Source organism: Shewanella sp. SM87, from assembly GCF_025653705.1.
GTDB classification, from domain to species: Bacteria; Pseudomonadota; Gammaproteobacteria; order Enterobacterales; family Shewanellaceae; genus Shewanella; species Shewanella oncorhynchi.
On record NZ_JAKKSC010000009.1, the window covers coordinates 19382 to 44942 of the forward strand.

Genomic DNA, 25561 nt, shown 5'->3' on the forward strand with positions numbered 1-25561 from the left:
ATAAAAAAGGAGGCTAATTAGCCTCCTTTTTGTGGTTTAAATCTTACTGAGTGGATTACGCAGCACGTTCCTGTGAAGTGGTTGAAACTACTTCTGGACGCAGTTCTGCTGGGTCAAAGTCATCAACGTTGATTGACTTCATACGACCAATTTCTGCTCTTTCCAGTAATTGCACTTCGGCATCGCTTAACACACTTAAGGCTTTACCTTCGGCGGCAACTTTATCTAACCACATAAATGGTAGACGTTTACCACTGGCTTTACAGACTTTGTCATGTAGTGGTTCAGACGCGATGATGTCAAGTAGTGTTTGTTCTTGGATACCCACAGCATTGTGCTCAGAGTTAGTCCAGAACTGGCCTTTACCTAAACGGTTACGGCTTTCACACGGTGTTTGCATGATCTTAGCAACTTTATGATCTAACACATCGCTTGGGCGTTTCAGTGGACGACCGAATGGGAACATCACCACACGTAATGCGCCGCCAAGGCCCATAGGGAAGTTATCCAGTAAATCGTCTAAAGAAGCTTGCAGCTTGTACAGCGCATCTTCAACTGCCCATTGTACTAATGGTAAGTCGTCGGTTTGACGGCCTTCATCTTCATAGCGTTTCAGTGTGGCGGATGCCAGATACAGTTGGCTCAGTAAGTCACCTAAACGGGCAGAGATACGTTCTTTACGTTTAAGGTTGCCGCCCAAGGTTGCCATGGCTAAGTCAGAAAGCAGGGCAAGGTTGGCACTGAAACGGTTCATCTGTTGATAATAACGTTTGGTTTTATCTGAATAAGGCGCGTTAGAGAAACGGCTTGATGTCAGACCTAACCAGAAGCTACGGATGAAGTTACTGGTCGCAAAACCAATGTGACCAAAGATAGCCGCATCAAAGTTAGCTAAACCTTGACCCGATTCAGTATCAAACGCTGACTCCATTTCTGCGAGTACATACGGATGGCAACGAATTGCGCCTTGGCCGTAGATGATCATAGAACGGGTGAGGATGTTTGCACCTTCAACAGTAATTGCGATAGGCGCAGCTTGGTAGCCACGGCCTAAATAGTTATTGGGGCCAAGACACACGCCTTTACCGCCGTGAATATCCATGGCATCGATAACGCATTTCTGCATTCTGTCTGTCAGGTGATATTTCACAATCGCAGAGATAACCGACGGTTTTTCACCTAAGTCGATACCTGTAGTGGTCAACGTGGTTACCGCATCCATCAGATAAGCGTTACCGCCGATGCGTGCCATTGGCTCTTCGATACCTTCAAGCTTGCCGATAGGCAATTTGAACTGACGACGAATGCGAGCATAAGCCCCTGTTGCTAGTGCCGCGGTTTTCACGCCGCCAGCTGAGTTTGATGGCAGAGTGATACCACGACCCACTGATAAACATTCCACCAGCATGCGCCAGCCTTGACCAGCCATTTTCGGGCCGCCAATGATGAAGCTTAATGGCACGAATACTTCGTTGCCGCGAGTCGGACCGTTTTGGAACATGCAGTTGAGCGGGAAGTGACGACGACCCGTTTCTACTCCTTCCACATCGGTAGGGATCAAAGCACAAGTAATGCCGAGTTCTTCTTTATCGCCAAGGAGATGCTCTGGATCGCGCAGTTTAAAGGCTAAGCCTAATACTGTCGCGACAGGGGCTAAAGTGATGTAACGCTTGTTCCAGGTCAGTTTCATCCCCAGAACTTCTTCACCTTCCCATTGGCCTTTACACACAATACCAAAGTCAGGAATCGAGCCTGCATCGCTACCGGCTTCTGGGCTGGTCAGTGCAAAACAGGGGACTTCTAAGCCTTTGGCTAAACGCGGTAAATAATGGTTTTGTTGTTCTGGCGTGCCGTAATGTTGCAGCAGCTCTCCAGGGCCTAAAGAGTTAGGTACGCCAACAGTTGAAGCCAATTCACTACTTAAGCCCGCCAGTTTTTGTAACACGCGAGATTGGGCATAAGCTGAATATTCTAAACCGCCGTATTTTTTCTTAATGATCATGGCGAAGAAACCGTGATCTTTCAGATATTGCCATACGTCGGCAGGCAGATCGGCAAGTTGATGTGACACTTGGTGTTGATTCACCATGCGGCACACTTCTTCAACAGGGCCATCGAGGAAGGCCTGTTCGTCTGCACTTAAACGCGCAACTGGGTAGTTATGGAGTTTTTTCCAGTTCGGGTTACCCGCAAACAGATCCGCTTCCCACCAAGTGGTGCCGGCTTCAATCGCTTCTTTCTCTGTTGAAGACATTTCCGGCATGATGCCGCGATATACCTTCATCAGTGGACGACTGATCACATTTTGTCTAAATGCACTGATATTTAACGGCAGCGCGATCACGAGGAAAACGATCCAAGAGATAGGGCCGACAACATCGAGTGTCCATCCTGCTGTCATCACAACAGCGGCTGTAATAGTGGCAGTGAGCAAAGATACCCGAAGGTAAGCTAGGGCTCCTAGCACTAAGATCATGGCGATGATCCAAAGTAGGGTAGTCACTGTAATTCTCCTTAAATATGACCGAGTGCCAACCACAGGTCATAGAGTGTTTTATTGATTGCGATCACAATTATAGTTTGTGGTCAGACCTGTGTCGCATAAAAGTTAAACCTAAGAGAATTTTAATACAAGTATTTTTCAAACAATTGTTTAAATTATTTGTCAGCTTTGATCATTCCACAAATGTCATCAACTAGTTACAATGCCAATAAGTAGTTTTTTTGATTGATGATAGGCGAGAAATATGTGCGAGTTACTGGCGATGAGCGCCAATGTGCCGACCGATATTGTGTTTAGTTTTACGGGATTAGCACAACGTGGTGGTGTAACTGGTCCCCACGTGGACGGCTGGGGTATTACTTTTTACGAGGGGAAAGGTAGCCGTACTTTTAAAGATGCTTGCCCGAGTAGCGAATCGCATATTGCAAAATTGATCAAATCCTACCCGATTAAAAGTGAGGTGGTGATAAGCCATATTCGCCAAGCGAATCGCGGCTGTGTGTCTTTAGAGAACACTCATCCTTTTACCCGCGAATTATGGGGACGTTATTGGACCTATGCCCACAATGGTCAATTGACGGACTATCTGCCCAAGTTTCATGTCTCGCGCTATCAACCCGTAGGCGATACCGATAGCGAACTTGCTTTCTGTTGGATTTTGGAACAAGTCGCCCAGAAGTTTGGCGGTACTAAACCTGAAGATATGTTGGCAGTTTTCCATTACGTCGCAACGTTGGCCGAGCAAATCCGTACCTTAGGTGTGTTCAACATGATATTGAGCGATGGCGAGCATTTGATGAGCTATTGCAGTAATAACTTATGTTACATCACTCGCCGCGCGCCGTTTGGTAAAGCGAAACTTATTGATACCGATGTGGTGATTGATTTTGATAAGGAAACTACCGCCCATGATGTGGTGACTGTGATTGCGACTCGCCCATTGACCGAGAATGAACAGTGGCGCGTTATGCAGCCGGGTAACTGGAAGCTGTTCAGATTGGGTGAGCTGTTAATCGATCTCTGATGTGATACCACTGAGCTAAATAATGAGGGCAAGCGGATTTACGGTTGACTTTGTTTTGTTCAGGTCACTTTATTAAAAAGTTCGAGTCAGTATCTAACATACCTTCTAGCAATCAGTGATGAACCATTAGCCATGAACATTAACTGAACTTAGAGGTAGGCCCTAAGTTCAGTTAGATATAGTTCAGTTAAATATAGTTCGGTTGGGCTTTATTCGATATGAGTTTGGCTTTAGTTCAGTATTGTGAAGCTAAGGCTTTGTATCATTGGGTTAAGTTTATACATCTTAACTCAATGCCTTACCGATTAACCTTCAGTCGTGCCGAGCAGTTTAGGCACTAGCGGTTTTTCTGCAATGTCTGCAGGTATGGTTGCTTGGTGCGGCACTTCATCGAAGTGATATTTAAGTAACTTAATATCGAGCTGCTTACTGCCTTTTTCAAAGTGAGTTAACCTCACGGGCAAATACGCTAAGTCAGGCGCCATCCAGAAGAAGGTTTGACGTTTTTTATTGTCACGCACGACTTCAATTTTGACTGTGTCGTAACTGCCGCTGTCGATGTTCATTCGTTCTTTACCGATCACATGAAACTTGTATTCATCGACTTCGTTGTCCTTGACCATCTTATAGTCGAGCACTTCTTTGCCCGCCATCATATCTAGCCTAAATTGCAACTGCACCATAAGAGGATCAAAGATTTTATCATCATAGGGAAACTTGCCTTTTTCATCTTTGTAACGGGTATGAATAAAGCCTTGAGCTTTGGCGAATGCGGTTTGCTCCGTGTAATTAGGCCCGACACCTTGGCGTTGTTGTAAGTAACGCAAAGGACTGAGCTGCGTATCATGTTGAGTAAATTCACTCAAGATGTGGCGCACATCGGTTAACAATAACAGGCTGAGATCGCTATCAAAACGATACTTAAACACGCCATCTTCGGGATTGGGTAGCGTGTATTTGGCTTTTCCTAATTCAATGTCTCCATAGTTGACTTGGTATTCGGCCGTCTGCGGTGTTAGCGGCGTTGGCGCTGCCATGGCAAACATACTTTGAGTGAGGACGGTAAAACTCACTAATAATGTGGGAATGGTACGCAAAGAATGCTCCTTGGGTCGCAGGTTTTCACCTTGTATCACTACAGAATTGTCGGTAGTGGTTGATAAAAAAGTGTCGAGTAGCATGCTTACTTACACAGTTCTGGGTCAATCAGTTGAGCATAAATCAATTATCGGATCGACTGTAAGCAGGTTATAGCCGAGGACGACGTTTCTGTAAATAGAGATGTAAATAGTTTATGGATCAATATATTAAACTAAAATGGCATTGCCATGACTAAAGTCACCAGATCCGGGCGCCACTCGTATTCAGACAAATTAATTTTGCCGCAGTTCACTGTTATCCCTTCAATTCTTAATAATTCCATCTGTTCTTGAAAGAAGGTTGAATTTTTCTCGAAGGATATTTTGCCTTGACTATTGAGTACCCTATGCCAAGGGAGTGACAAATGTTCGGGAGCTGCTTTCAGCGCTTTTGACACATAACGCGCTCGTCCCGGTAATCCTGCATAATCGGCAATTTTGCCATAGCTGCTGACTTTACCCTGCGGGATCATGGCGACGATATGCCAGATTTTCGCCATAGGAGACAAGTCCACTGCTTGGGGCTGTTTTTTCGCTACACTCTGTTTATCTTGTTCAAGGTATTGATACAGTGGTGATTTTTCTTTAGGAAACGATGCCATTGAATTGTTAACCCTCAGCTTAATGGTATTGATACCAATCACATTAAATATCTAATCAGTTCAAAGCCTCACAGGTATTTAAATCTCAGGCGCATTGACGCAGAAATGGTTATTCTCTTTTAAGTCAATGCAACACCGGAGTGGGATACCTGTGAGGCTCCCAAAGGGCGGGTTTCAACGCCCTTTATACTGCGTTTAAGGCTTTCGACAGAGCACCACTATGCCTTCAAGCCTTCGCCTTGTCTAAAGCGCGTTGAATTCTCGCTGAATGAACAGATATTTAATACGATTGGTATGACTCACAAAGAATCACGCTCAAAAACTTTTGCTTGATGAGTTCACGCTAGTGTAACGGTAAAGCCTGGCTTAGCGGAAGATGTGAGAGTATTTGGTATTTAAAGGATTAAGCACTTCTCGATATTTTTATCGGCTAGCTCGATTACTAACAAAATATTTAAACTGTTTTTAGCTTAAATATTGTGTAAATGGTCAAATAGTCCATAATAGCGCCAATTTTTTTGACTCGATGAGAGAAGATAACTGGCATGGCTGTACTCGATATTCTAACTATTCCCGATGAGCGCCTTAAACGTAAAGCGCAACCTGTAAAAGATATTGAAGCTGTTCAGGGATTTATCGATGATTTAATCGAAACCATGTATCACACTGACGATGGTATAGGTTTAGCGGCAACTCAAGTCGGCAGTACAGATGCAATTATCGTGATCGATTTATCTGACGGTCGCGATCAGCCTTTAGTGCTGATTAACCCTGAGATTGTTGAAAAGTCAGGTGAATTCGTCGGTGAAGAAGGTTGTCTGTCTATCCCCGGTTATCGCGCTAAAGTGTCACGTTTTGAAAAGGTTAAAGTGACAGCCTTAGACAGAACTGGCAAGGCTATCGAAATCGAGACTGATGAGTTTTTAGCCATAGTGTTGCAGCACGAAATCGACCATTTGCATGGCAAAGTATTTATCGAACATTTATCCATGCTAAAACAACAAATTGCCCTTAAAAAAGTGCGTAAATACGCTTAACTTTTGACTTAAGTTGTATTTTAGAAGGTGGTTGTACCTATTGACTAGCCGCATTTATAGTGCGGCTTTTTTGTATTTAAAATCTAATCAAAGAAGATTAATGCTGTGATATGTTAACATAACAGCTTGTTTTTACTCTGATGAGTGGATAAGGTAACCCAAAATCTGCATTATACCAATCGTATTAAATATCTGTTCATTCAGCGGGAGTTCAACGCGCTTTAGACAAGGCGAAGGCTTGAAGGCATAGTGGTGCTCTGTCGAAAGCCTTAAACGCAGTATAAAGGGCGTTGAAACCCGCCCTTCGGGAGCCACACAGGCATCCCACTCCGGTGTTGCATTGACTTAAAAGGGAATGACCATTTCTGCGTCAATGCGCCTTGGATTGAGATGTCTGTGAGGCTCTGAACTGATTAGATATTTAATGTGATTGGTATTATTGTAGGTTCAGTTTTCATCATTAACAGCAAGTGTATGGATACGGTAGGGAAACAAATGAAACTTAAGGTAATAGCCTGTGGTATAGCCTCATTCGCAATGCTTTCACTGGGTGGTTGTAGTGCATTTTTTAACGGTAATACTACTGAGAAAAATGCGGTATCAAGTAGCTTAGTTGAATATTTATACCCTGATGAGAAGAGTCGCCAAGCCCAGCAGCCATCCTTACCTGTGCTGCGTTTACCTATTACCGTCGGCATCGCTTTCTTGCCTTCGTCCCATTGGCAAGGCGATGCAATTGATAGCCGAACTCAGATGGCATTACTTGATAAGGTGAAAAAATCCTTTGTTAAATATGACTATATCGATCGTATCGAAGTGATCCCAAGTACCTATCTTAAAAATGGTAAAGGTTTTGAAACCTTGCAGCAGGTTGCTCGCCTGCATGATGTCGATGTGATGGCATTGGTTTCTTACGATCAATTGATGCAAAGCCACGAGAACAAATCCGCCATCCTTTATTGGACTATCGTGGGCATGTATTTAATCCCCGGCAATGAAAATGCGATTCAAACCTTTGTTGATACAGCCGTTTTCGATATGCGTAGCCAGAAGATGCTATTTAGGGCGCCAGGCATTAATCAGTTAACTGAAAGTTCAACCGCTGTTGGCGTGACGACAACCCTAAGAGAGAAATCCTACGAGGGCTTTGATCTTGCGGTGAACGACATGATAGTCAATTTAGATGACGAGCTTGCCCGTTTTAAAACTCGGGTTAAGGAAGAGCACGTCGCCACCATAGAACATAAACAAGGTTACAGCGGCGGTGGCAGCTTATCTTTATTAATACTTTCACTATTGGGCATTTTTGCGATGCGCCGTTTAACGATTTGCCGTGAATAAAAAAATTAAGCGCAAATTAAGATCGTTAAGGATGAGCAAATTGAAGTTTGCTTTGAATCAAGACGTGAGCAAAAAGTATATAAAGTTGAGCACAGGTTCTGGTTACCAATTTACTTGTAGTTAACGTTTTGATTTTTTTAAAGTGGTTTACAGAGGCTACGGTATTGCGTCGGACACCACTTAAGCGGCGCGATAGATTACGCGTTTAACAAGGAGAAAAATTAAATGGATTTAAATTCACTATTACTGTTTGCAGTTGCTTGCCTTGCTATCAATCTTATCCCTGGACCCGATGTCATCTACATTGTATCTAACACAATGAAAGGGAAAATGATCAGTGGGCTTAAAGCTGCGATGGGTTTAGGTGTGGGTTATTTTGTTCACACGCTTGCTGCTAGCTTGGGATTATCTGCCATCATTCTCAGTTCAGCGTTGGCTTTTAGTATTGTGAAGTGGTTAGGGGCCGCGTATCTAGTGTATTTAGGCATTCAAGCGTTAATATCAATGTGGCGTGGCAATAATAAAATTGTGGTTGATAACAATAGCAAACCAAACGGCAACGTAGTTTTCCAAGGCATTGTCGTTAGTGTACTTAATCCTAAAGTCGCTTTATTTTTCCTCTCTTTTTTGCCGCAGTTTATTGACCCGTTAGCGGGTTCAACGTCAATTCAGCTGTTAACCCTTGGTCTTATTTTCAGTTTGTTAGCGACCTTGTGTAACATCCTTTATGCGTCGGCAGGAAGCTGGGTATTTAGTCGCCCCAATTCCCTGCGTTATTCGAGAGCCTTAGAGGGGATATCAGGTGTGTTGCTTATTGGCTTGGCCAGTAAAGTCATGACCAGTGATAGATAGTGGAATAAGGTCATTTTGTCGAGTAAGACATAAGTCCTCTTTGCTCTGATAGATATGAGCTTTTCAATCTAGCTATGACAAAGATCGCTTGTTACAACTTCACAAAATACGGCAGTGCGATCAGGGCGATGCCGATGGCGATAAGTAACGCGAGATTGGTGACAAAATAGGGATAAATCATCAGGGTGAGGCCAACGGCTAAAGGGATGGGGGCCGCTTGGCGTTTGCCATAGGTGAAAAAGCCAAGACCAAAGAGGCTAAAGACTAAACTCCATAGTAATAATGCTGGATTATCAAACATCTTGAGTTCCTAAATGGTTAGCCTAGGTAGGCTTTGACCTTATCGCAGCGTCAAACCGGTCAATCGATTACTTAAACTATTGGTTAAACGGCTGCGTCGTTTTATTGAGTCTAATGCTGACTATCCCGTAGCGTAATTAAGCTTTATGCATCTTATTGCTGCGATGTTGCCTTATTTCACTCGTGCTATAGCTCATATAACTCTAAGGGTAAGCCGTCGGGATCGCTAAAGAAGGTGAATTTTCTGCCTGTGTATTCGTCAATGCGGACGGGTTCAACGGTAATGTGATGGCTATGAAGATGTTCGATGGCGGTTTCAATCGATGCTACGCGAAAGGCGAGATGCCTAAGTCCACAGGCTTCGGGATAGCTTGGTCGTTTGGGTGGATTATCGAATGAAAATAACTCAATTTGACTCTTATCGGCCAGTTGTAAATCAAGTTTATAGGACTTACGTGCCTCACGGAAATGCTCTGCAAGCACGGTAAGGCCAAGAATGTTTACATAAAAGTGTTTGGACTTTTGATAGTCGCTGCAAATAATCGCAGCATGGTGAATGCCGAGTAACATCGCTTTCCTTTGTGATTTTTAAAGGGTGATCAAATAAGATAGAAAGGTTTGAGAGTATAACGGTTAAAAAAAGATAGCGTCACAGTTTAACATGACGCTATCGGTCGATTTCACTTTTTAGCTCACCTAGGCTTTTTGCTCGTTTAATCTTCCAGCTCGAATATGGCTGAAGACAGCGGTGCAAGTTGCATCTGAACTTGTCCTTCCCCTTGTTTGACAACCAACTGCGCTTTGTTGTCTTCCAGCAAATCCTTAAGTGGATAGGTCCCATCCGTTAACTGCCATTGGTCGATAAGTGGCTTTGGCAGCTTAAGGGATAATGGCTTTGCTTGGGTTTGATTAAAGTTATTCACAATAATCAGTTTTTGGCCCGTTTTATTGGCTGTATTTTCCTCAAAGCGCACAAAGGCAAAAGTGCTGTCATCATAACCCGTTGCACTGCCATGAGTATCCATTGTGGCGGTTTGTGCGCTGCGGTTGGCGGCATCGAGTGAGTAATATTCTCCTAAAAGTGCAGGTACATTTTTACCTGTGCTTAGGTTCAGTAATTTTTGATAATAAGCCCGCAAAGTGGCTTCCTTTACGGTTGATTGTCCACCATCAAACTTGCCATTGTTCATCCAGCGCTGATGGGCGGGGACGCCAACATAGTCAAAAATACTGGTGCGTGATGCATGACCAAATCCTGGGTTGTCGATGGCGGCTTCTCCCACTTCTTGGCCAAAATACACTAACGTCGGTGAAGTGCCTATCGTTGCCGACACTACCATAGCGGGTAGGGCATAGTGTGGATTCACGGCTTGGGTTGCCGTGGGCTTATTTGTGTGTAGCGATGCTAAAAATGCCGCATTACCAATACGTTGCTCGTCGTGGTTTTCTAAAAAGTGCAGCATGTGAGATTCAATATCCTGCACTTTTTCCTGATCTGCCGCGATATTAGCTGTGCTGGTTTTTCCTGCCATCACGGCTTTTAGGGTGTCGTAAAGATCTACCTTATCGTACAGATAATCCATTTTGCCAAGTTGGATATAATCTCGGTACAAGTTAGGGTTATAGACCTCGGCCAAGATAAAGGCATCGGGATTTGTGTGTTTTATCTGGCTGTTGAGATAGCTCCAAAACTCCACTGGCACCATTTCGGCCATATCATAGCGAAAGCCATCGACCCCTTTCGCTAGCCAGTATTGCGCAATCTGATTGAATTTAATCCAAGAGCTCGGGAGCTCGGCTAAGTGTTGTTGCCAAAAAGCGTAATGCTGCGCCTGCGTTAAAGTGGCGAAATTGGCTGGCAGGCGAGGGAAGTCATAGGTGCCATCGGGGCGTACGCCGTAATTGATTTTGACTGTTTCGTACCAATCATTGGCATCGGGCTTGGCTAAGCGTGAGCCATTACCAGTCCATTTTGCGGGAAATTCGTTGAATTTGCCGTCACTTAAGGGGTGAGCTTCTCCGCCCAGCGGTTTAAGTCCTGCGGGTAAGCTTGGCACTTCAAAGGCATGCGCTTTTCCCTTTGCCCCCTCCGAGCCCTTATTAACATCAACTTTATCAACGACATAATAGAAGTTGTTATTTTTGGCATACTCCAGACTGGTATCATCATCTTCGCCAAAATCACGCACGCCTTGGGGTTTACTAACGGATTGATAATGGCGCGCCACATGGTTTGGCACGATATCGATAATCACCTTTAAGCCGTGTTGATGGGTACGGGCAATGAGCGCTTCGAACTCGACTAAACGGTTGGCGGGATTGACCGCCAGATCTGGGTTGACGTTGTAGTAATCTTTGACTGCGTAGGGTGAGCCCGCGCGTCCTTTGACCACATCGGGATCATCAGCACTCACGCCAATCGCGCTGTAATCACCAATCAATGCATGGTGGGGAACGCCCGTGTACCACACATGGGTAACGCCTAGGTCCTTGATACTATTGAGTGCAATATCATTGATATCATTAAACTTGCCGACGCCATTGTCGGCAATCGTGCCCCAAGGTTTGTTGGTTGGATTTTTATTGCCATAAAGGCGAGTAAAGATTTGATACACCACAGGTTTAAGCGTCATAACCTCACTCTCAGACTTTGGTAGTAACTCATTATCAAGCGTCTGCGTTGATGTATTTGCATTGATCGAGAAGCTAAAAAGCGAGGCAGTTAATAAAGAGGCACTGAATAGAGCGTTTAAACATAAGCTGAGTGATGACTGTCGGCGCTGCGGGGCTTTCGCTGCTTGGGTTATAAGTAAAGCCACTATGGGAAATTTCGCCGCTTGGGGGTACTGAATAACTCTGGAATAGATAGGTGATAAAAAGCTCAAGACTGAATTCCTTTTAGGGTTGAGTTTTTGATTGGGTGAGTTGTTTGAGCCTGAGTTAAATCGCTAGCTGAGTAACTCATATGATTAGAGGTTTGACGGCTAGGTAAGCCAGTATTTAGCTGCGGTCTGGCTTTAAGCTCAAGGATAGTGACACCTGCGTGGGGCAATGCTAGCGCTTGATTGAGTGAAACTGTGTTGCCACTGATGATATCTGTAGCGGCGCGGTTATCGCCAAGTACACTGGCAAAGCGGTTTACATCTAGCGTGACTGCTTTGTCATTTTTATTGTAAATCACCATGACTTTATCGGCTAAGGGCTGAGTACAGGCATTGTGTTGGGTTTGAGAATCGTGTTGAGTTAGTGACTTAAGCTCTTTAGCATTTAGGTCAGCTGATAATGGGTCATTCAATAAGCAGCGAAATTGCACATAGATGCCATCCTGCGGCACAAAGTGCAGTAGTTCGCCCGATTGCAGCGCAAGGGATTGTTTACGGTAATTCAGTATGGTACGGATAAATTGCTGCGCTTGTCGTTGAGGTTCACTCAGTCCTTGGCCGGTAAAGGCGTTAGTGGCATTGTTGGCAAACCCGCCGGGAAAATCACTGCGTACAACGCCATCGTGACGGCCCTCGGTTGGGCTTGTCATCAACACTTCTGTACCGTAGAACAGCTGCGGAATGCGTTTGGCGGTCAGCACATAGGTGAGGGCCATCTTGTATAAGTCTATATTTTCTTTCACTAAACTGAAGATACGATTGGTGTCGTGATTGCCTTCAAATAGCACTAGCTTACTAGGTTCTGCATACACAACATCGTTGGCTAACATCTCGTAAAGCTTGATAAAACCCGTATCCCAGCTTTCTGGCTCATTAAGGCTGGCAATCAATTTTTCATATAGCGGGAAGTCCATCAAACTGGGTAAATCTGAGGTATAGCCATCGGCATTGATTTTGCCCTTTTGCCAATAGGACACTGTGATGGGGTTTGCGGTCCATTCTTCGCCAACAATATTAAAATTTGGGTACTCAGCCATTACGGCCTTAGACCATTTAGCGAGAAACCCTTTGTCGGCGTAGGAGTAAGTATCTTCACGTATCCCCGAAAGTCCTGCGTACTCGACCCACCAAATACTGTTTTGGATAAGATAGGTTGCCAGTTTTGGATTGCTTTGATTTAGATCTGGCATAGTGTCGGTAAACCAGCCGTCGACAAAATCAATATGATCTTGCGCTGCCGCGTAGGGATCTTGCACTGTCGTGCGCCTATGGCTGGTGAAACGGGGGCTGGTAACGCTGGATTTAATAGCGCTGGATTTAGCATCGGCAGACTGAGTCAAATTAGGCTTGGATTCTTGATTCTTTAGCTGCGTTTTTGTGGCATCGTTCAGCCAGTCATGGCTGGGTAAATCGTTGAGCCACCAATGGTTAGAGCCGATATGATTCACCACAACATCTTTAATCACCCCTAGGCCAAGCTTATTAGCCTTAGCGACTAAGGCTTTATAATCCTTGTTGCTGCCAAAGCGGGGATCGACGCGGTATAAATTGGTAATTGAGTAACCGTGGTATGAATACTGGGCTTGATTATTCTCAAGCAGTGGATTGATCCATAACTGAGTCACGCCAAGTTTTGCCAGATAATCTAAGTGCTGGCTGATCCCTGCTATATCGCCGCCATGGCGAGCATCGGGATAATAGGGGTTGCTGGAATTGCTAGGAGAGTTAGCCGCGACTTGCTCTAGCATATCGGCCTGATTGTCATTGCTCGTGTCGCCATTGGCGAATCTATCTGGGGTGATAAGGTAAATCACATCCTTATTGCTAAATCCTTGGCGTTCACGGCTGCCCTCAGCACGCGCTTGCAACGTATAGGGCAGGCGATAAAGAGGCGTGTTGGTTTTTGAAGCGTTGGTTTTTGAAGCCAAATCAGTGCTGGAAATCACCAGCTCAAAGGTTTGCGGCGCAGCTTGGCTCAGATCTAAATTGATAAACAGATAGTGAGGGTTATCAGTGTGCTCAAGGCTTTTAAGTGTGATGCCTTTTCCTTGTATATCAACCTTAATCTGCTGCGGTAAGCTTGGAAGTTCGCGGCTATACAGCATCAGCTGTAACTCAGGGTTCTGCATCCCCGCCCACCAAAACGCGGGTTCAAGCTTAACGTCCGTCGATATATCTTGCTTAAAGGTGTTTGCATAGGCCGTATTAGATGAAGAGCAAACCAAACATAAATAAAGCACTATCATTAGGTTTTGACGGATCATAATGTAAGCCTTTTAAAGATAAATAAGTAAAACGTGCTGGCATGATGAATGTTAGAAATACTGAAATCTGCATAAGCAAAAGCCTGCTTCTTAATTGAAGCAGGCTTTATTTGGGGTAGTTTATAAAGAGTAACTTAACCCTAGGAAGTACTGTCTACCGAAGTATTGGATTGTTCCTGTTTGATGTTCTTCACCAAAATAGGTTTTGTTCGGTTCATCAGTTAAGTTATTAATTTGGAATAAGAACTTAAGTCCATTCTCCAGTGCGTATGAAGCTTGATAATCCACAATCGTTTCGGCATCGAAGAAGGCGAGTTGTGATTCAACTGCCACTTGTTCTGAAACATAGCTACTACGATATCTCATGCTTACGCGAGTATCGAAACCATCCAGAGTATAGAACAAGGTGGTGTTGAGTACGCTTTCTGATAAACCTGGTAATGGAATGGTTAAGTTTGAACCACTTAAATCTGTGGTAAATTCCACTTCACTGTCTGAATACGAGTAGCTGCCAGTGAAGCCAAGACCGCTGAGTGGCGAGGGCAAGAAATCAAATATTTGGGTATAACCTAACTCAACACCACGAATGTAGCCGCCATTGTCGTTGTTGATTGCAGTTTGATATTGACCCAAATTTTTATTAACAGGATAAGTGACGCCATTATCAACTACTGTATCTGGGACAATAAAACCTTCAGATTCAAAATCAAATTCAGTGATAGTGAAATCGTTGATGAAAGACTTGATGTCTTTATAGAACAGAGCTATCACCACGGCGCCTTCACTGTCTTCGAAATAATGCTCGTAAGACAGATCGAATTGATCGGCATAGAAAGGATCAAGCAAAGGGCTGGTGTTACCCCAGGCATTGTATGTCTTATAGCCTTTGTTTTCGTCGGAATACCAGTTGCCTCGTCCTGACTTCAGCTTATTGATCGGTGGACGAGCCATCACAGAGGCTGCGGCGAAACGCAGTTGATCATTTGACGTCAAGTGGAAGTTGAGGTTGAGTGATGGTAAGTAGTCTGTGTAGGTCTGACCGATTTCATTGCGGATATAGTCAGTGCTGATAACACCCTTTTCGTCCGCGATAGGCTCGCCCAAACCGAAGCCGATTTGTTGCAGACCTGTGCTGTTCTGATCCGTGTGAACCACTCGCAGCCCTAGGTTACCTGTTACTTTGACATCACCCAGATCAAACTCTAGATTGCCCTGTACATATCCTGCCAGTATATCTTCATTAACGGCACCGCTTTGGATCATGGTCCAGTTATCCGACCAGTTAGCCGTCGGATTAAATGGGCCTTGACCCGTCGCTGCCAATTGATTGTTGACCAGCTCCACAGCCTTGTCGAAATCGATCGATAGGAAGCTGGGGTAGCCTGAAAGTTCACCACCGAAATTGACTATATTTGTCATGTCATCATTTAACACCAACACTGGTTGATTGGCGGGGTTAGTGTCAAATTCGAAGCCGTAGCCTGCTTGAGAGCGCTGGGCGTTGAATTCACGTTCTGAGTAGCGCAGACCAAAATCAACTGAAGTTAAGAAACCAGAATCTAATGCATAGTTAAAGTCTAACTTGTAGGCGACAAGATCATTTTGTTGATCGTATGGCCACATACCCACTTCTTTTAAACCCAAGGTCGCGGTATTGGTATAGTCGTTTGAAAAACTGACATCGGCTGGGCTTAAACCATGTAGTTGATAATTAATTGATTCGGCTGAGCGTACTTCATTACCTATATCATCATATAAAACGGCACGAGTACCGCCGTTGACGAACTCACCATCGGCTTTTGAATAGCTCACATCACCTGCGACAGTTAATGCGCCGCCATTGTTCCACTCAATATTGACTGAGCCTGATGTCAGTTCTGAATATTTTGAGTCGTTATCATTGATAACAAAAACGGCAAAGTTATCAGTACCATCAGTTGATACCGTTCCGCCTGTCATAGAACCATTTTCGACAACCGCATCACTAATAGTACCGTTTTTTAATGACTTAACGCGAAAGCCTCGGGCAAAGTTTTCGGAAGTGAATTTTGAATGGAATAAATCACTTTTTACACTGAGATTGTCTGTTGGTTGCCAATGGATAGCCGCCATATAACCATCACGTGTATCATCACCGCCTTTTTGCTGTAACTCAAAACCTTCACTGATTGATTCGGCAGCACCGTCGCCATTGACATCTTTTTTATCGTCGTTGAAACGTAAACCAATGAATTGACTGGCAACATAAGGTTGGTACAAATGGGCATAGCCTAGTGCCACACCGAGTGTATCTTCAAGGAATTTGCCTTGATAGGCAAAGCTAAGACGGTTGCCATATTGATCGGCATCGGAAATCTCATCCGCTCTGTCATTAAAACTGCCGCGAGCATTGATATTAAATGATTGGTCTTTGTCGCTTTTTAAGGGATCTGCGGTTTTTAATTCTACCGTACCAGCGACGCCACCTTCAATCAGCGAGGCTTTTGGTGTTTTATAGACGGCGGCTTGACTAATTAATTCGGATGGATATTGGTCAAACTCAATCGCGCGTTTACCGCCCGTTGTCACTTGTTCGTGTCCATTAAGTGTTGCAAAGACGAAATCACCATCAAGACCTCGAATATTGAGGCCGCTTGCTTGTCCACCAGTGCGCACTGCGGTCACGCCTGGTAAGCGAGTCAGTGCATCAGCGATTGACTGATCGGGAAGGGCGCCAAGATCATCTGCCGAAATCGATTCAGAGACGGTATCTCCAAAGCGTTTATCATTTAGTGATTTGATTACACTGGTTCTAAAGCCTTTAACTTCAATAACCTCAATAGCAGCTTCTTTTGCTTTTGCTTCCTTATCTGTGGTCACTTCATCTGCCGCATAGGAGTGCATACTGGCACCTGCGGCGATGAGCGCTAAGGTTAGCAAACTGGGTTTAAATCGCATCATATCTCTCTTCCCCTTGGAGTCGCTTTATCGCTTTGTAGAGCGTTTTATCGTTATCACCGCGTTATGTTTGCGGCCTTTTTTTGGTATATGGGCGCTTAATTGACTGCATAAGTGCTGCGTTTATGACCAAATTGTTATGCAACGGTGAAGATACTACTCCCGAGTTTCTTAGCTGAACAACAGAGTGCATACGTATTCAATGCCTAGCAGAGTTAAGAATAGACTGTGATAGAGGGTGAACTCAGGGAATAAAATGATTTTATTTTGTAATCAAGTGACTGTTACTAAAAAGTAAATTTCATTGTGATGCCATGTGACTATTGGCTGCATCTTCTGCATACGTATGCAGGTGTATTGAACCTTATTTCCCTCTTCACGTATGCTCGGTAACACAAAATAAGCCGCGATGACTTTACTCTGCAGTAACAAAACGATAACTGTTTGCTTGAGTGTGTTAGGGAAAGTTCGCTGTAGAATAATGATAAAGGGGCAACAATGAGTGAGTTAACGTGGTGGCGTGGTGCTGTGATTTACCAAATTTATCCGCGTAGCCTTTTAGATACTAATGGTGACGGCGTCGGGGATTTACGCGGCATTATCATAAAGCTGGATTACATTGCGAGTCTCAATGTCGATGCCATCTGGATTTCACCTTTCTTTAAATCTCCTATGGCAGATTTTGGCTACGACATCAGTGATTACCGCGAAGTTGACCATCTTTTTGGCACTATGCATGATTTCGATGAATTGATTGAAAAAGCTCACGGCTTAGGCATTAAGGTCATTATTGATCAAGTATTAAGTCATACCTCGGACCAACATGCGTGGTTTATCGAGAGCCGCGAAAACCGTACGAATCCCAAGGCGGATTGGTATGTGTGGGCCGATCCTAAGGAAGACGGTACAGCGCCTAACAACTGGCTCGCGATTTTTGGCGGTTGTGCTTGGGAGTGGGAACCGCGCAGACAGCAATACTATTTACATAACTTCCTGCGTAGTCAGCCCGATATTAATTTCCATCATCCCGAAGTGCGCCAAGCTGTGCTGGATAACGTTGAATTTTGGCTTAAAAAGGGGGTAGATGGCTTCCGCTTAGATGCCATTACCTTTTGTTATCACGATGAACTGCTCAGGGATAATCCGGCAAAACCTAAGGATAAACGTCAGGGCCGTGGTTTCAGTGAAGATAACCCTTACGCATATCAATACCATTACTACAATAATGACCGTCCGCAAACCATCGCTTTTATTGAAGATTTACGAAAGCTCATCAATTGCTATCCAGGAGCGGTGACCTTAGGCGAAGTCTCTGCCGAAGATTCTTTGGCTGTAATGGCTGCCTACACTAAGGGCGAAGATCGCCTGCATATGGCCTACAGTTTTGAGCTGCTGACTGATGATTACAGCGCAAGTTATATTCGCCAAACCGTAGAGGCTTTGGAAGCGAGCATAGGTGATGGCTGGCCATGTTGGGCTATCGGCAATCATGATGTGCAGCGCGTAGCGAGTCGTTGGGGGCAAGGTAAGCAAAATTCAGACATGGTCAAAATGCTCAATGCCATGCTAAGTTCGCTGCGCGGCAGTATATGTAGTTATCAAGGTGAAGAACTCGGTCTAACCGAGGCGCCAATTGAATATCATGAGCTGCAAGATCCCTTTGGCAAAACATTTTGGCCTATGTTTAAGGGGCGTGATGGTTGCCGTACGCCAATGCCGTGGCAGCAAGGCGCTGACTTTAGTGGTTTTAGTGATGTTTCTCCTTGGCTGCCAATTGCACCTGCGCACCAAGCGTTAGCTGTGGATGTACAAGAATCTGATGCTGATTCCATGCTCAACGGTTATCGACGTTTTCTGGCTTGGCGTAAGTTACACCCGGTGTTAGTTGAAGGTGATATTAAATTTGTTGATACAAAGGAGCCCATTTTGGCCTTTGTTCGCACCTTAGGCGATATAAAAGTGTTCGTGGGATTCAATTTAGGTGATACCGAGGTCGAGTTTGATTTCTCTGCATTTGAAATCAGTGAGTCGCTGACGGGACACGGCCTTAAAACCGCACAAATAGAACACAATCAGCTGAAGTTTTCGGCATTTACCAGCTTTTATGCAGTGTTAAAGTGAAAATGATTCATTTTTATTCGGTTGAAGTGTTATAGATACGGGATCCCAAGCCCACAGTTCGATATAAACCCGCCCACGGGCACCATGGGGAATGTAACCTTAATTAGTTCCTGATAATAAAAACATACAGAGAGAATAACTATGGCGTCATCAATTAATACCGGTAGCTACACGAGCAGCACTGGCGAAAATGGGTCGGGCAGTTATCGTTTTGCCTTGATCTCATTGACTTCACTGTTTTTTATGTGGGGTTTCATTACTTGCTTGAACGATATTCTGATCCCGCATCTTAAAGCGGTGTTTTCACTGAATTATACTCAAGCCATGTTGATCCAGTTTTGTTTCTTCGGTGCTTATTTTCTAGTCTCAATCCCTGCGGGTAACTTAGTGAAAAAACTGGGTTATCAAAAGGGAATTGTTTCTGGTCTCGTGATTGCAAGTATTGGTTGTGCGCTGTTTTATCCTGCGGCGGCCCTCGCTACTTACAACTTGTTCCTCGGTGCATTATTTGTTTTGGCATCCGGCATCACAATCCTGCAAGTGGCAGCCAATCCTTATGTCAATGCCTTAGGCAGTCGCGAAACTGCGTCGAGTCGTTTGAATTTAACGCAAGCGTTCAACGCCTTAGGCACAACGGTCGCGCCGTTTTTTGGTGCTATGTTAATTCTTTCTGTTGCCAGTTCAGTATCTGGCGATTTAGCCCAAGCGAGTGCTGAAGCAGAAGTAGTTAAACTGCCATACCTGTTACTTTCTGGCGCCTTGGCAATTTTAGCGCTGATTTTTGCGAAGTTAGATTTACCTGTGATCCGTGAGCATGATGAAAGTGTTCAAGGTGAAGTTCAGACCCATCTAGGTAAAACCAGTGCCTTACAAAGCAAGCACTTAGTGCTCGGTGCTGTGGGTATTTTCGTGTATGTCGGCGCAGAAGTGTCTATCGGTAGCTTTTTAGTTAGCTTCTTAGGTGAAAGCCATATAGCGGGTATGCCAGAAGCCGAAGCCGCCCATTACATCGCCTATTATTGGGGCGGCGCTATGGTGGGACGTTTCATTGGCTCTGTGGTGATGCAAAAAGTACCAGCAGGCTCAGTGCTTGCATTTAATGCTTTTATGGCGGCGCTACTTGTGGTTGCAGCGATGACAACCAGTGGCAGCATTGCCATGTGGGCAATCCTTGGGGTGGGGTTATTTAACTCGATTATGTTCCCAACGATCTTCAGCTTAGCGCTTCGTGATTTAGGTCCACACACTTCACAGGGCAGTGGCATTCTGTGTTTGGCGATTGTGGGCGGCGCGATTTTACCTTTATTCCAAGGCATGTTAGCGGATAATCTTGGCGTTCAGCTCGCCTTTATTCTGCCTGTGATTTGTTATGGGTTTATCCTGTTCTATGGGGCTAAAGGCTCAAAAATGTAATGGGTTAAACTGACTGTGGCAAAAAAGCGATCTTAGGATCGCTTTTTTTATGGCTTTAACCTTAACTCGGCGCCAGCACGCTTGCGTATTAGGGCCTGACCTCCTATGATCCTCCGGTTTTATCATTCATGGTGACCTTTTAAATGTTGAATTCTCCGCTTTCTGCCAGCTCGAACGAATTAGTGATCAGTATCTTAACTATGGTGCTGAGCCAAGGAAAACCCTTAGATCGGGCCTATTCTCAGCATTTTTCTGGGTTGCAATTGGTACCCGCCGAGCAGGCGCGTATCGCATTAACGACGGGTGATATCCTACGTCGTTTAAATTTATATTGTTATCTGGCGGAAATTAGTCCAGATGAGATGGAGCGTTTTGGCTCTAAATTGCTTAATGCCTGGCATTTATTCCACGGGCTTGAACTGCCTAAAATGCAATATTCGCTGCAAGTTGATGAGGTGCGTTTAGCTGAGCGCACCGAGCAAGCGAAAACTAAGCCGGTGTTGTGGGACGGTTGCCCTGAGTGGCTCGATGTTATGGGCCGTGAGCAACTAGGTGAGTCTTGGGAAAAAGAGCGCGCCGCGTTAAGTACTGCGCCGAAACGTTTTTTACGCGCTAACGGCCTTAAGGTGAATCGTGATGAACTGGCCGCTAAGCTTGCTGCCGAGTTTGTGAGCACGCTCTGTGTTGATGGGGTTGATTCCGCCCTTGAAGTGACCTCCGATTCAGCCTTGTTCCGTACCCAAAGCTTTAAAGATGGCTTATTCGAGCAGCAGGATGCGGGCTCTCAGCGCGTAGCTGCGGCGCTTGATGCCAAGCCAGGCATGAAAGTGATTGATGCTTGCGCAGGCGCGGGCGGTAAAACCTTACACATAGCTGCGCAAATGCAGGGTAAAGGACGCTTGTTGGCCATGGATGTGGAGCAATGGAAACTTGACAAACTCAAAGAGCGTGCCCGTCGTAATGGGGCACACAATGTCGAAACCCGTGTTATCGCCAGCAGTAAAACCATTAAACGCTTAAAGCTCAGTGCCGATAGGGTATTGCTTGATGTGCCTTGCTCTGGTTTGGGTGTATTAAAGCGTAATCCCGATGCAAAATGGCGTGATACCGTAGAGCGTTTACCCGTGTTAATGGAACTGCAAAAACACATTTTGAGCAGTTACAGCCGCATGGTCAAAGTCGGTGGCATAGTCGTCTATGCGACTTGTTCTATCTTCCCTTGCGAGAACCGCGGTCAAGTGGATGCGTTTTTAGCCGAGAACCCCAACTTTCGCCTGATTGAGGATGAAAGTATCAGCCCAGCCGATAGCGGCTTTGATGGCTTTTACCTTGCCAAACTTGAACGTATTCAAGAATAAAGCATTGCTTTTTAGACTAAAGTAAACCTTTTACCGCGCAGGTAAAGGGTTTACTTAATTAACATTAGTGCCTAGAATTTCTTATAAGTTATAAATATTTAACATTGTTAATCAGTATTTATATTGCAACTTTGCTCTTAAGGAAATTATGGCGTACGGCGTTAATCTTCCAGATCTGCTCGATCATGCAGACGTTAAACTCGCCCACAATGTCAGCATAGCTTGTTATAGCAGTATTCTTTCTATGCTGCTCAATGGCGCACCGCTACATGAAATTTTGCACGCCTTAGTCTTAAAAATCGAAGCTCAAAAAGTAGGAACCAGAGGGTCTGTGTTACTGCTCAGTGCTGACGGTAAACGTCTGTTATTAGGTGCCGCCCCCAATTTACCCGACAGTTACAATCAAGCCATTAATGGTGTCGAAATTGGCCCCAATGTGGGTTCTTGTGGCACGGCAGCCTATTATGCGCAGCGTGTCATCGTTGAAGATATTGCCCAACATCCTTACTGGGTTAATTATAAAGAACTGCCATTACGTGCAGGTCTTAAATCTTGCTGGTCAGAACCTATCAAAGATACTCATGGTAAAGTGCTAGGCACATTTGCCATGTATTATGATACGATAAAGTCCCCAACAGAGCAGGATTTAGAACTCATTTCAGAGGCGGCAAGACTGGCGAGTTTAGCCATTGAACGCAGTCGTGCAATGGAGTTTCAGCATTTAGCTGTGAAAATTTTTGACCGGTTACCCCTTGCTCTGGTTATTTCCAATTCTGACGATGCAGTTCTCTATGCTAATCTCGCTTTCAGACATATAGTTATCCCTCAAGATACTGATATCGCTAACTTTCACCCTAAGATTTTTTTAGCATCATCCCAATCTAACGAATTAGTGGGGTTATTTGAGCATTTAGCTCAGGACAGAATGTGGCAGGGCGAGTTGGTGGGTCTTAGGGGAAATGGTGAGGAGTTTTATCTTGACCTTATCGTCACAACCTTCGGAGAGTCCAATGGTCAGCACCCCTGTTTTGCATGGCTATTTTCAGACATTAGTGAACGTAAGAAAGCGGCGCAGCTGATTAAGTATCAGGCCAATAATGACTCTCTTACCGGACTTGCTAACCGCAATGCGTTATTCAAGCAGATCCAAGCGTTAATTACTTCCGACAGTTTGACTCCCGGCTTTAGTTTTATGTTGATGGATTTAGATAACTTTAAGCAAGTCAACGACACTCATGGCCATGACAAAGGTGATGCACTGTTAGTGCAAGTGGTTAAACAGATCAGCGAGTGTGTCGATGACACTATGGTGTTTGCACGCTTAGGAGGGGATGAGTTTGCCTTGCTATTACCTGGGGTTGTTAACCAGAAAGAATTGGCACAAATTGCAGATACAATTAACAAAAATGTGGCAAAACATTATGTGCTAGCCGATGGAAAAGGCGTTTATAGCTCGGTAAGTATAGGGATTGCACGTTTTCCTGAAGATGCCCTCGATCTTGAACAGTTGTTAAATTGTGCCGATCAGGCCATGTATATTTCTAAGGCAAATGGTCGCAATCGATATCATTTTTTTACTGAACAAATGCAGCTAAATGCCGAGCGTGTTGCTAGCCTTCATAATCAGCTTAAGCAGGCATTAGATCAGCATACCTTCGAGCTTTATTACCAACCTATAGTCAATGCGACCACTGGCCTGATTGTCCGTGCTGAAGTGCTGCTGCGCTGGCAGCATGAGGGAACGTTTATTCCACCCGATGAATTTATTCCCATCGCTGAAAACAGTGGTTTAATCGTTGATATTGGTCGAGATGTTCGCCTTGGTGCTATGCAGACTATTTTAGAGATGCAGGAGCGAAATTGGCCCATTAATTTATCCGTGAATGTCTCGACCTTTGAGTTTTGGTCCCATGAACTACAAGATGCCTTTGTGGAGTCCTTTGCTGCGATTACTGAGCAACTTGAGGTGACAGATTTCCCCTATGACAGATTAACCCTTGAGATCACTGAATCTTTATTGATGAAGCAATATACGTATCTTATTGATGTACTTAATAGTTTGCGAGTTAAAGGGATTAAAATTTCCTTAGATGATTTTGGGACGGGTTACTCATCTCTATCTTATTTAGCTAATTTCCCTATCGATCAAATTAAAATCGATAAGAGCTTTATCGACAGATTAGATGAAGGCAAACGTCACGAAGCGTTGGTGGAGGCCATAGTGCGTTTAAGCCATGCGTTAGATTTAACTGTGACGGCAGAAGGGGTAGAAACTGAGTCCCAGCTTAAATTTGTAATGGCGAATCATATTCAAGAAATTCAAGGCTATTTATTTTATAAGCCTATGCCCAAAGCTGCATTCTTTGCCCTGTTGGCAAAGCAAGCTGAGCTGCATAAGGGTTTTGACGTTTGACCTTGATGTTTGACCTAGATTAGATGTGAGGGCGGCTTAATCAGTGACAGTCTGATTTTAATATTGGGTTTAGATGTAAGGTAATAATTCAAGTTTTAGATATAACACATTGAAACATAATAAATAAAAAGAGCGCCGAGGCGCTCTTTTTATTACTGAAAACAGGTGTTGCACTGAGTCTCTGCGTTCACATTGAGTCAGATGGGTGAGCGCTAAGATTTAGCGGTTATCTGGCTGTTAATCACTAGACTCAAGTATTCAGTAAAGTCATGACCGTGATTTTGCAGCATTTTGGGGAACATAGAAATCGGCGTAGAACCTGGGAAGGTATTGATTTCATTTAGTAAAATTTCATTGTCCGCGGTTAAGAAAAAGTCGATGCGCGACAGGTGACGCAATTTCATGCCTTTAAATGCCTTGATTGCATAGGCGCGGATTTGTTCACTGATCTCAGCTGACACATGCTGTGCCACCACATCGGTGCGTGCTTTACTGTTTTTGGCGTATTTCTCATCGAAGGTGTAGAAGGTGTTGGTATCACAGATGATTTCACCTGGTACTGTCGCCACCACTTCACCGTTGTACTCGTATACTGCGACTTCTAACTCACGGGCTTTAATGGTTTTTTCAACGATAACATAGGGCGCATAGCCGAAAGCATCTTTAAGCACGCCAGCGACTTTATCGCTGTCATCGACTTTATAACAACCAACAGAGGAACCCTGTGAGGCCGCTTTGACGAAGATGGATCCCCATAGTGCTAATGCGGCTTGGGTTTGCTCTATTGCTGCATCATCGAATTGGTTTAGAAAAATATACGGGGTATTGGGAATACCTAAGGCCGAGAACCACATTTTAGCGGTGATCTTATTAAAGCAGTTACTGCTAGCCTCGGATTCACAGCCAAAATAGGGCAGTTGGATCAGGTTAAAATAGGATTGAATGTCACCTGTTTCGCCGGGATAGCCATGGATGCAGGGAATGACGTAATCGACCGGCCATGGGGCTTTGCTCTCATCGCGGAAGCGAATTTCGCGGCTATTGGTCAGTTCACAATCATCACCCGCAGCGGTGCGGTATTGACCAAATTTATCCAGTTCGACACGCAATACACAAAACTGCTCGGATTTTGCCAGTGAGGTTTCAAAATAATTGGCCGACATGAGTGAAATATCGTGTTCGGCACTTCCGCCGCCGCACAGCAAAAGCAGGTTGATCTTAGACATTGTGAGTGATTCCTCAAAGTGAGCAAAATCGGATGACATCGGCCTGTGGCAATACGAATATCATCCTATAGTACAGCCGCTGTCATCTTAGTTTTCTTGCCCCTATGAGTGCAAGGTTTTGCTGACTGATGGCTATTAAGTGGTGAATT

General features: G+C 44.6%; 18 protein-coding genes. 8 read left to right on the forward strand and 10 right to left on the reverse strand.

The genetic code is table 11. The features are described from left to right. Positions 1 to 55 precede the first annotated feature (55 nt). The gene (gene fadE / locus L5M11_RS09045) at positions 56 to 2503 is read right to left on the reverse strand and encodes an acyl-CoA dehydrogenase FadE (RefSeq protein ID WP_263185546.1); all 2448 of its coding nucleotides are present in this window, start codon (positions 2501 to 2503) and stop codon (positions 56 to 58) included. 244 nt (positions 2504 to 2747) lie between these two features. Between fadE and L5M11_RS09050 the strand changes: the two genes are divergently transcribed. Next, on the forward strand, positions 2748 to 3527 hold the full coding sequence (locus L5M11_RS09050) for a class II glutamine amidotransferase (protein ID WP_263191906.1): 780 nt from the start codon (positions 2748 to 2750) through the stop codon (positions 3525 to 3527). A gap of 305 nt (positions 3528 to 3832) precedes the next feature. Here L5M11_RS09050 and L5M11_RS09055 read toward each other — a convergent pair whose 3' ends face one another. Together L5M11_RS09055 and L5M11_RS09060 are read right to left on the reverse strand one after the other, a co-directional pair. After that, complete coding sequence (locus L5M11_RS09055) at positions 3833 to 4624, reverse strand: DUF3108 domain-containing protein (protein ID WP_263185550.1); 792 nt, start codon at positions 4622 to 4624, stop codon at positions 3833 to 3835. 215 nt (positions 4625 to 4839) lie between these two features. Beyond that, positions 4840 to 5268: an MGMT family protein gene (locus L5M11_RS09060; RefSeq protein WP_263185552.1), complete on the reverse strand. Its 429-nt coding sequence runs from the start codon at positions 5266 to 5268 to the stop codon at positions 4840 to 4842. Positions 5269 to 5813: 545 nt separating this feature from the next. Here L5M11_RS09060 and def point away from each other — a divergent pair. Continuing rightward, complete coding sequence (gene def, locus L5M11_RS09065; RefSeq protein WP_011789520.1) at positions 5814 to 6305, forward strand: peptide deformylase; 492 nt, start codon at positions 5814 to 5816, stop codon at positions 6303 to 6305. A gap of 132 nt (positions 6306 to 6437) precedes the next feature. Here def and L5M11_RS09070 read toward each other — a convergent pair whose 3' ends face one another. Continuing rightward, positions 6438 to 6620 carry a hypothetical protein gene (locus tag L5M11_RS09070; protein WP_263185553.1) on the reverse strand — a complete coding sequence of 61 codons (183 nt, stop codon included), beginning with the start codon at positions 6618 to 6620 and terminating at the stop codon, positions 6438 to 6440. A 180-nt stretch (positions 6621 to 6800) separates the two neighbouring features. Between L5M11_RS09070 and rhlP the strand changes: the two genes are divergently transcribed. Then, a complete protein-coding gene (rhlP, locus tag L5M11_RS09075) occupies positions 6801 to 7646 on the forward strand; it encodes a rhombotarget lipoprotein (protein ID WP_263185554.1) in 846 nt (281 codons plus the stop codon). A gap of 225 nt (positions 7647 to 7871) precedes the next feature. Continuing rightward, positions 7872 to 8498: a LysE family translocator gene (locus tag L5M11_RS09080; RefSeq protein ID WP_263185555.1), complete on the forward strand. Its 627-nt coding sequence runs from the start codon at positions 7872 to 7874 to the stop codon at positions 8496 to 8498. A gap of 91 nt (positions 8499 to 8589) precedes the next feature. On the opposite strand, the gene L5M11_RS09085 is transcribed toward L5M11_RS09080, so the two are convergent. The 5 genes from L5M11_RS09085 to L5M11_RS09105 all read right to left on the reverse strand — a co-directional run bounded on the left by L5M11_RS09085 (position 8590) and on the right by L5M11_RS09105 (position 16884). Then, positions 8590 to 8799, reverse strand: coding sequence for a hypothetical protein (locus L5M11_RS09085; RefSeq protein ID WP_263185556.1), 210 nt, complete (start codon positions 8797 to 8799; stop codon positions 8590 to 8592). Positions 8800 to 8984: 185 nt separating this feature from the next. Continuing rightward, positions 8985 to 9368, reverse strand: a complete 384-nt coding sequence (locus L5M11_RS09090; protein WP_219233647.1) for a VOC family protein — start codon at positions 9366 to 9368, stop codon at positions 8985 to 8987. A gap of 143 nt (positions 9369 to 9511) precedes the next feature. After that, entirely contained in the window at positions 9512 to 11683 is a 2172-nt protein-coding gene (locus L5M11_RS09095; protein WP_263191908.1) for an alpha-amylase family protein, read from the reverse strand. Then, positions 11680 to 13944, reverse strand: coding sequence for a glycoside hydrolase family 13 protein (locus L5M11_RS09100; RefSeq protein ID WP_263191909.1), 2265 nt, complete (start codon positions 13942 to 13944; stop codon positions 11680 to 11682). The genes L5M11_RS09095 and L5M11_RS09100 overlap by 4 nt, the downstream gene beginning before the upstream one ends. A gap of 120 nt (positions 13945 to 14064) precedes the next feature. Then, on the reverse strand, positions 14065 to 16884 hold the full coding sequence (locus tag L5M11_RS09105) for a TonB-dependent receptor (protein WP_263185560.1): 2820 nt from the start codon (positions 16882 to 16884) through the stop codon (positions 14065 to 14067). A gap of 495 nt (positions 16885 to 17379) precedes the next feature. Between L5M11_RS09105 and L5M11_RS09110 the strand changes: the two genes are divergently transcribed. From L5M11_RS09110 to L5M11_RS09125, 4 genes are all read left to right on the forward strand, one after another. Continuing rightward, the gene (locus L5M11_RS09110; RefSeq protein ID WP_263191910.1) at positions 17380 to 19002 is read left to right on the forward strand and encodes an alpha-glucosidase; all 1623 of its coding nucleotides are present in this window, start codon (positions 17380 to 17382) and stop codon (positions 19000 to 19002) included. 141 nt (positions 19003 to 19143) lie between these two features. Continuing rightward, complete coding sequence (locus L5M11_RS09115) at positions 19144 to 20415, forward strand: sugar MFS transporter (protein ID WP_105252429.1); 1272 nt, start codon at positions 19144 to 19146, stop codon at positions 20413 to 20415. Positions 20416 to 20558: 143 nt separating this feature from the next. Beyond that, positions 20559 to 21773, forward strand: coding sequence for an RsmB/NOP family class I SAM-dependent RNA methyltransferase (locus L5M11_RS09120; RefSeq protein WP_263191911.1), 1215 nt, complete (start codon positions 20559 to 20561; stop codon positions 21771 to 21773). Between the two features lie 148 nt (positions 21774 to 21921). After that, positions 21922 to 24186 (forward strand): EAL domain-containing protein, encoded by a 2265-nt coding sequence (locus L5M11_RS09125; protein ID WP_263191912.1) that lies wholly within the window; start codon positions 21922 to 21924, stop codon positions 24184 to 24186. Positions 24187 to 24398: 212 nt separating this feature from the next. Here the strand turns inward: L5M11_RS09125 and L5M11_RS09130 are convergent, their stop codons facing one another. Continuing rightward, complete coding sequence (locus L5M11_RS09130) at positions 24399 to 25412, reverse strand: D-alanine--D-alanine ligase (RefSeq protein ID WP_168825124.1); 1014 nt, start codon at positions 25410 to 25412, stop codon at positions 24399 to 24401. Positions 25413 to 25561 lie beyond the last annotated feature (149 nt).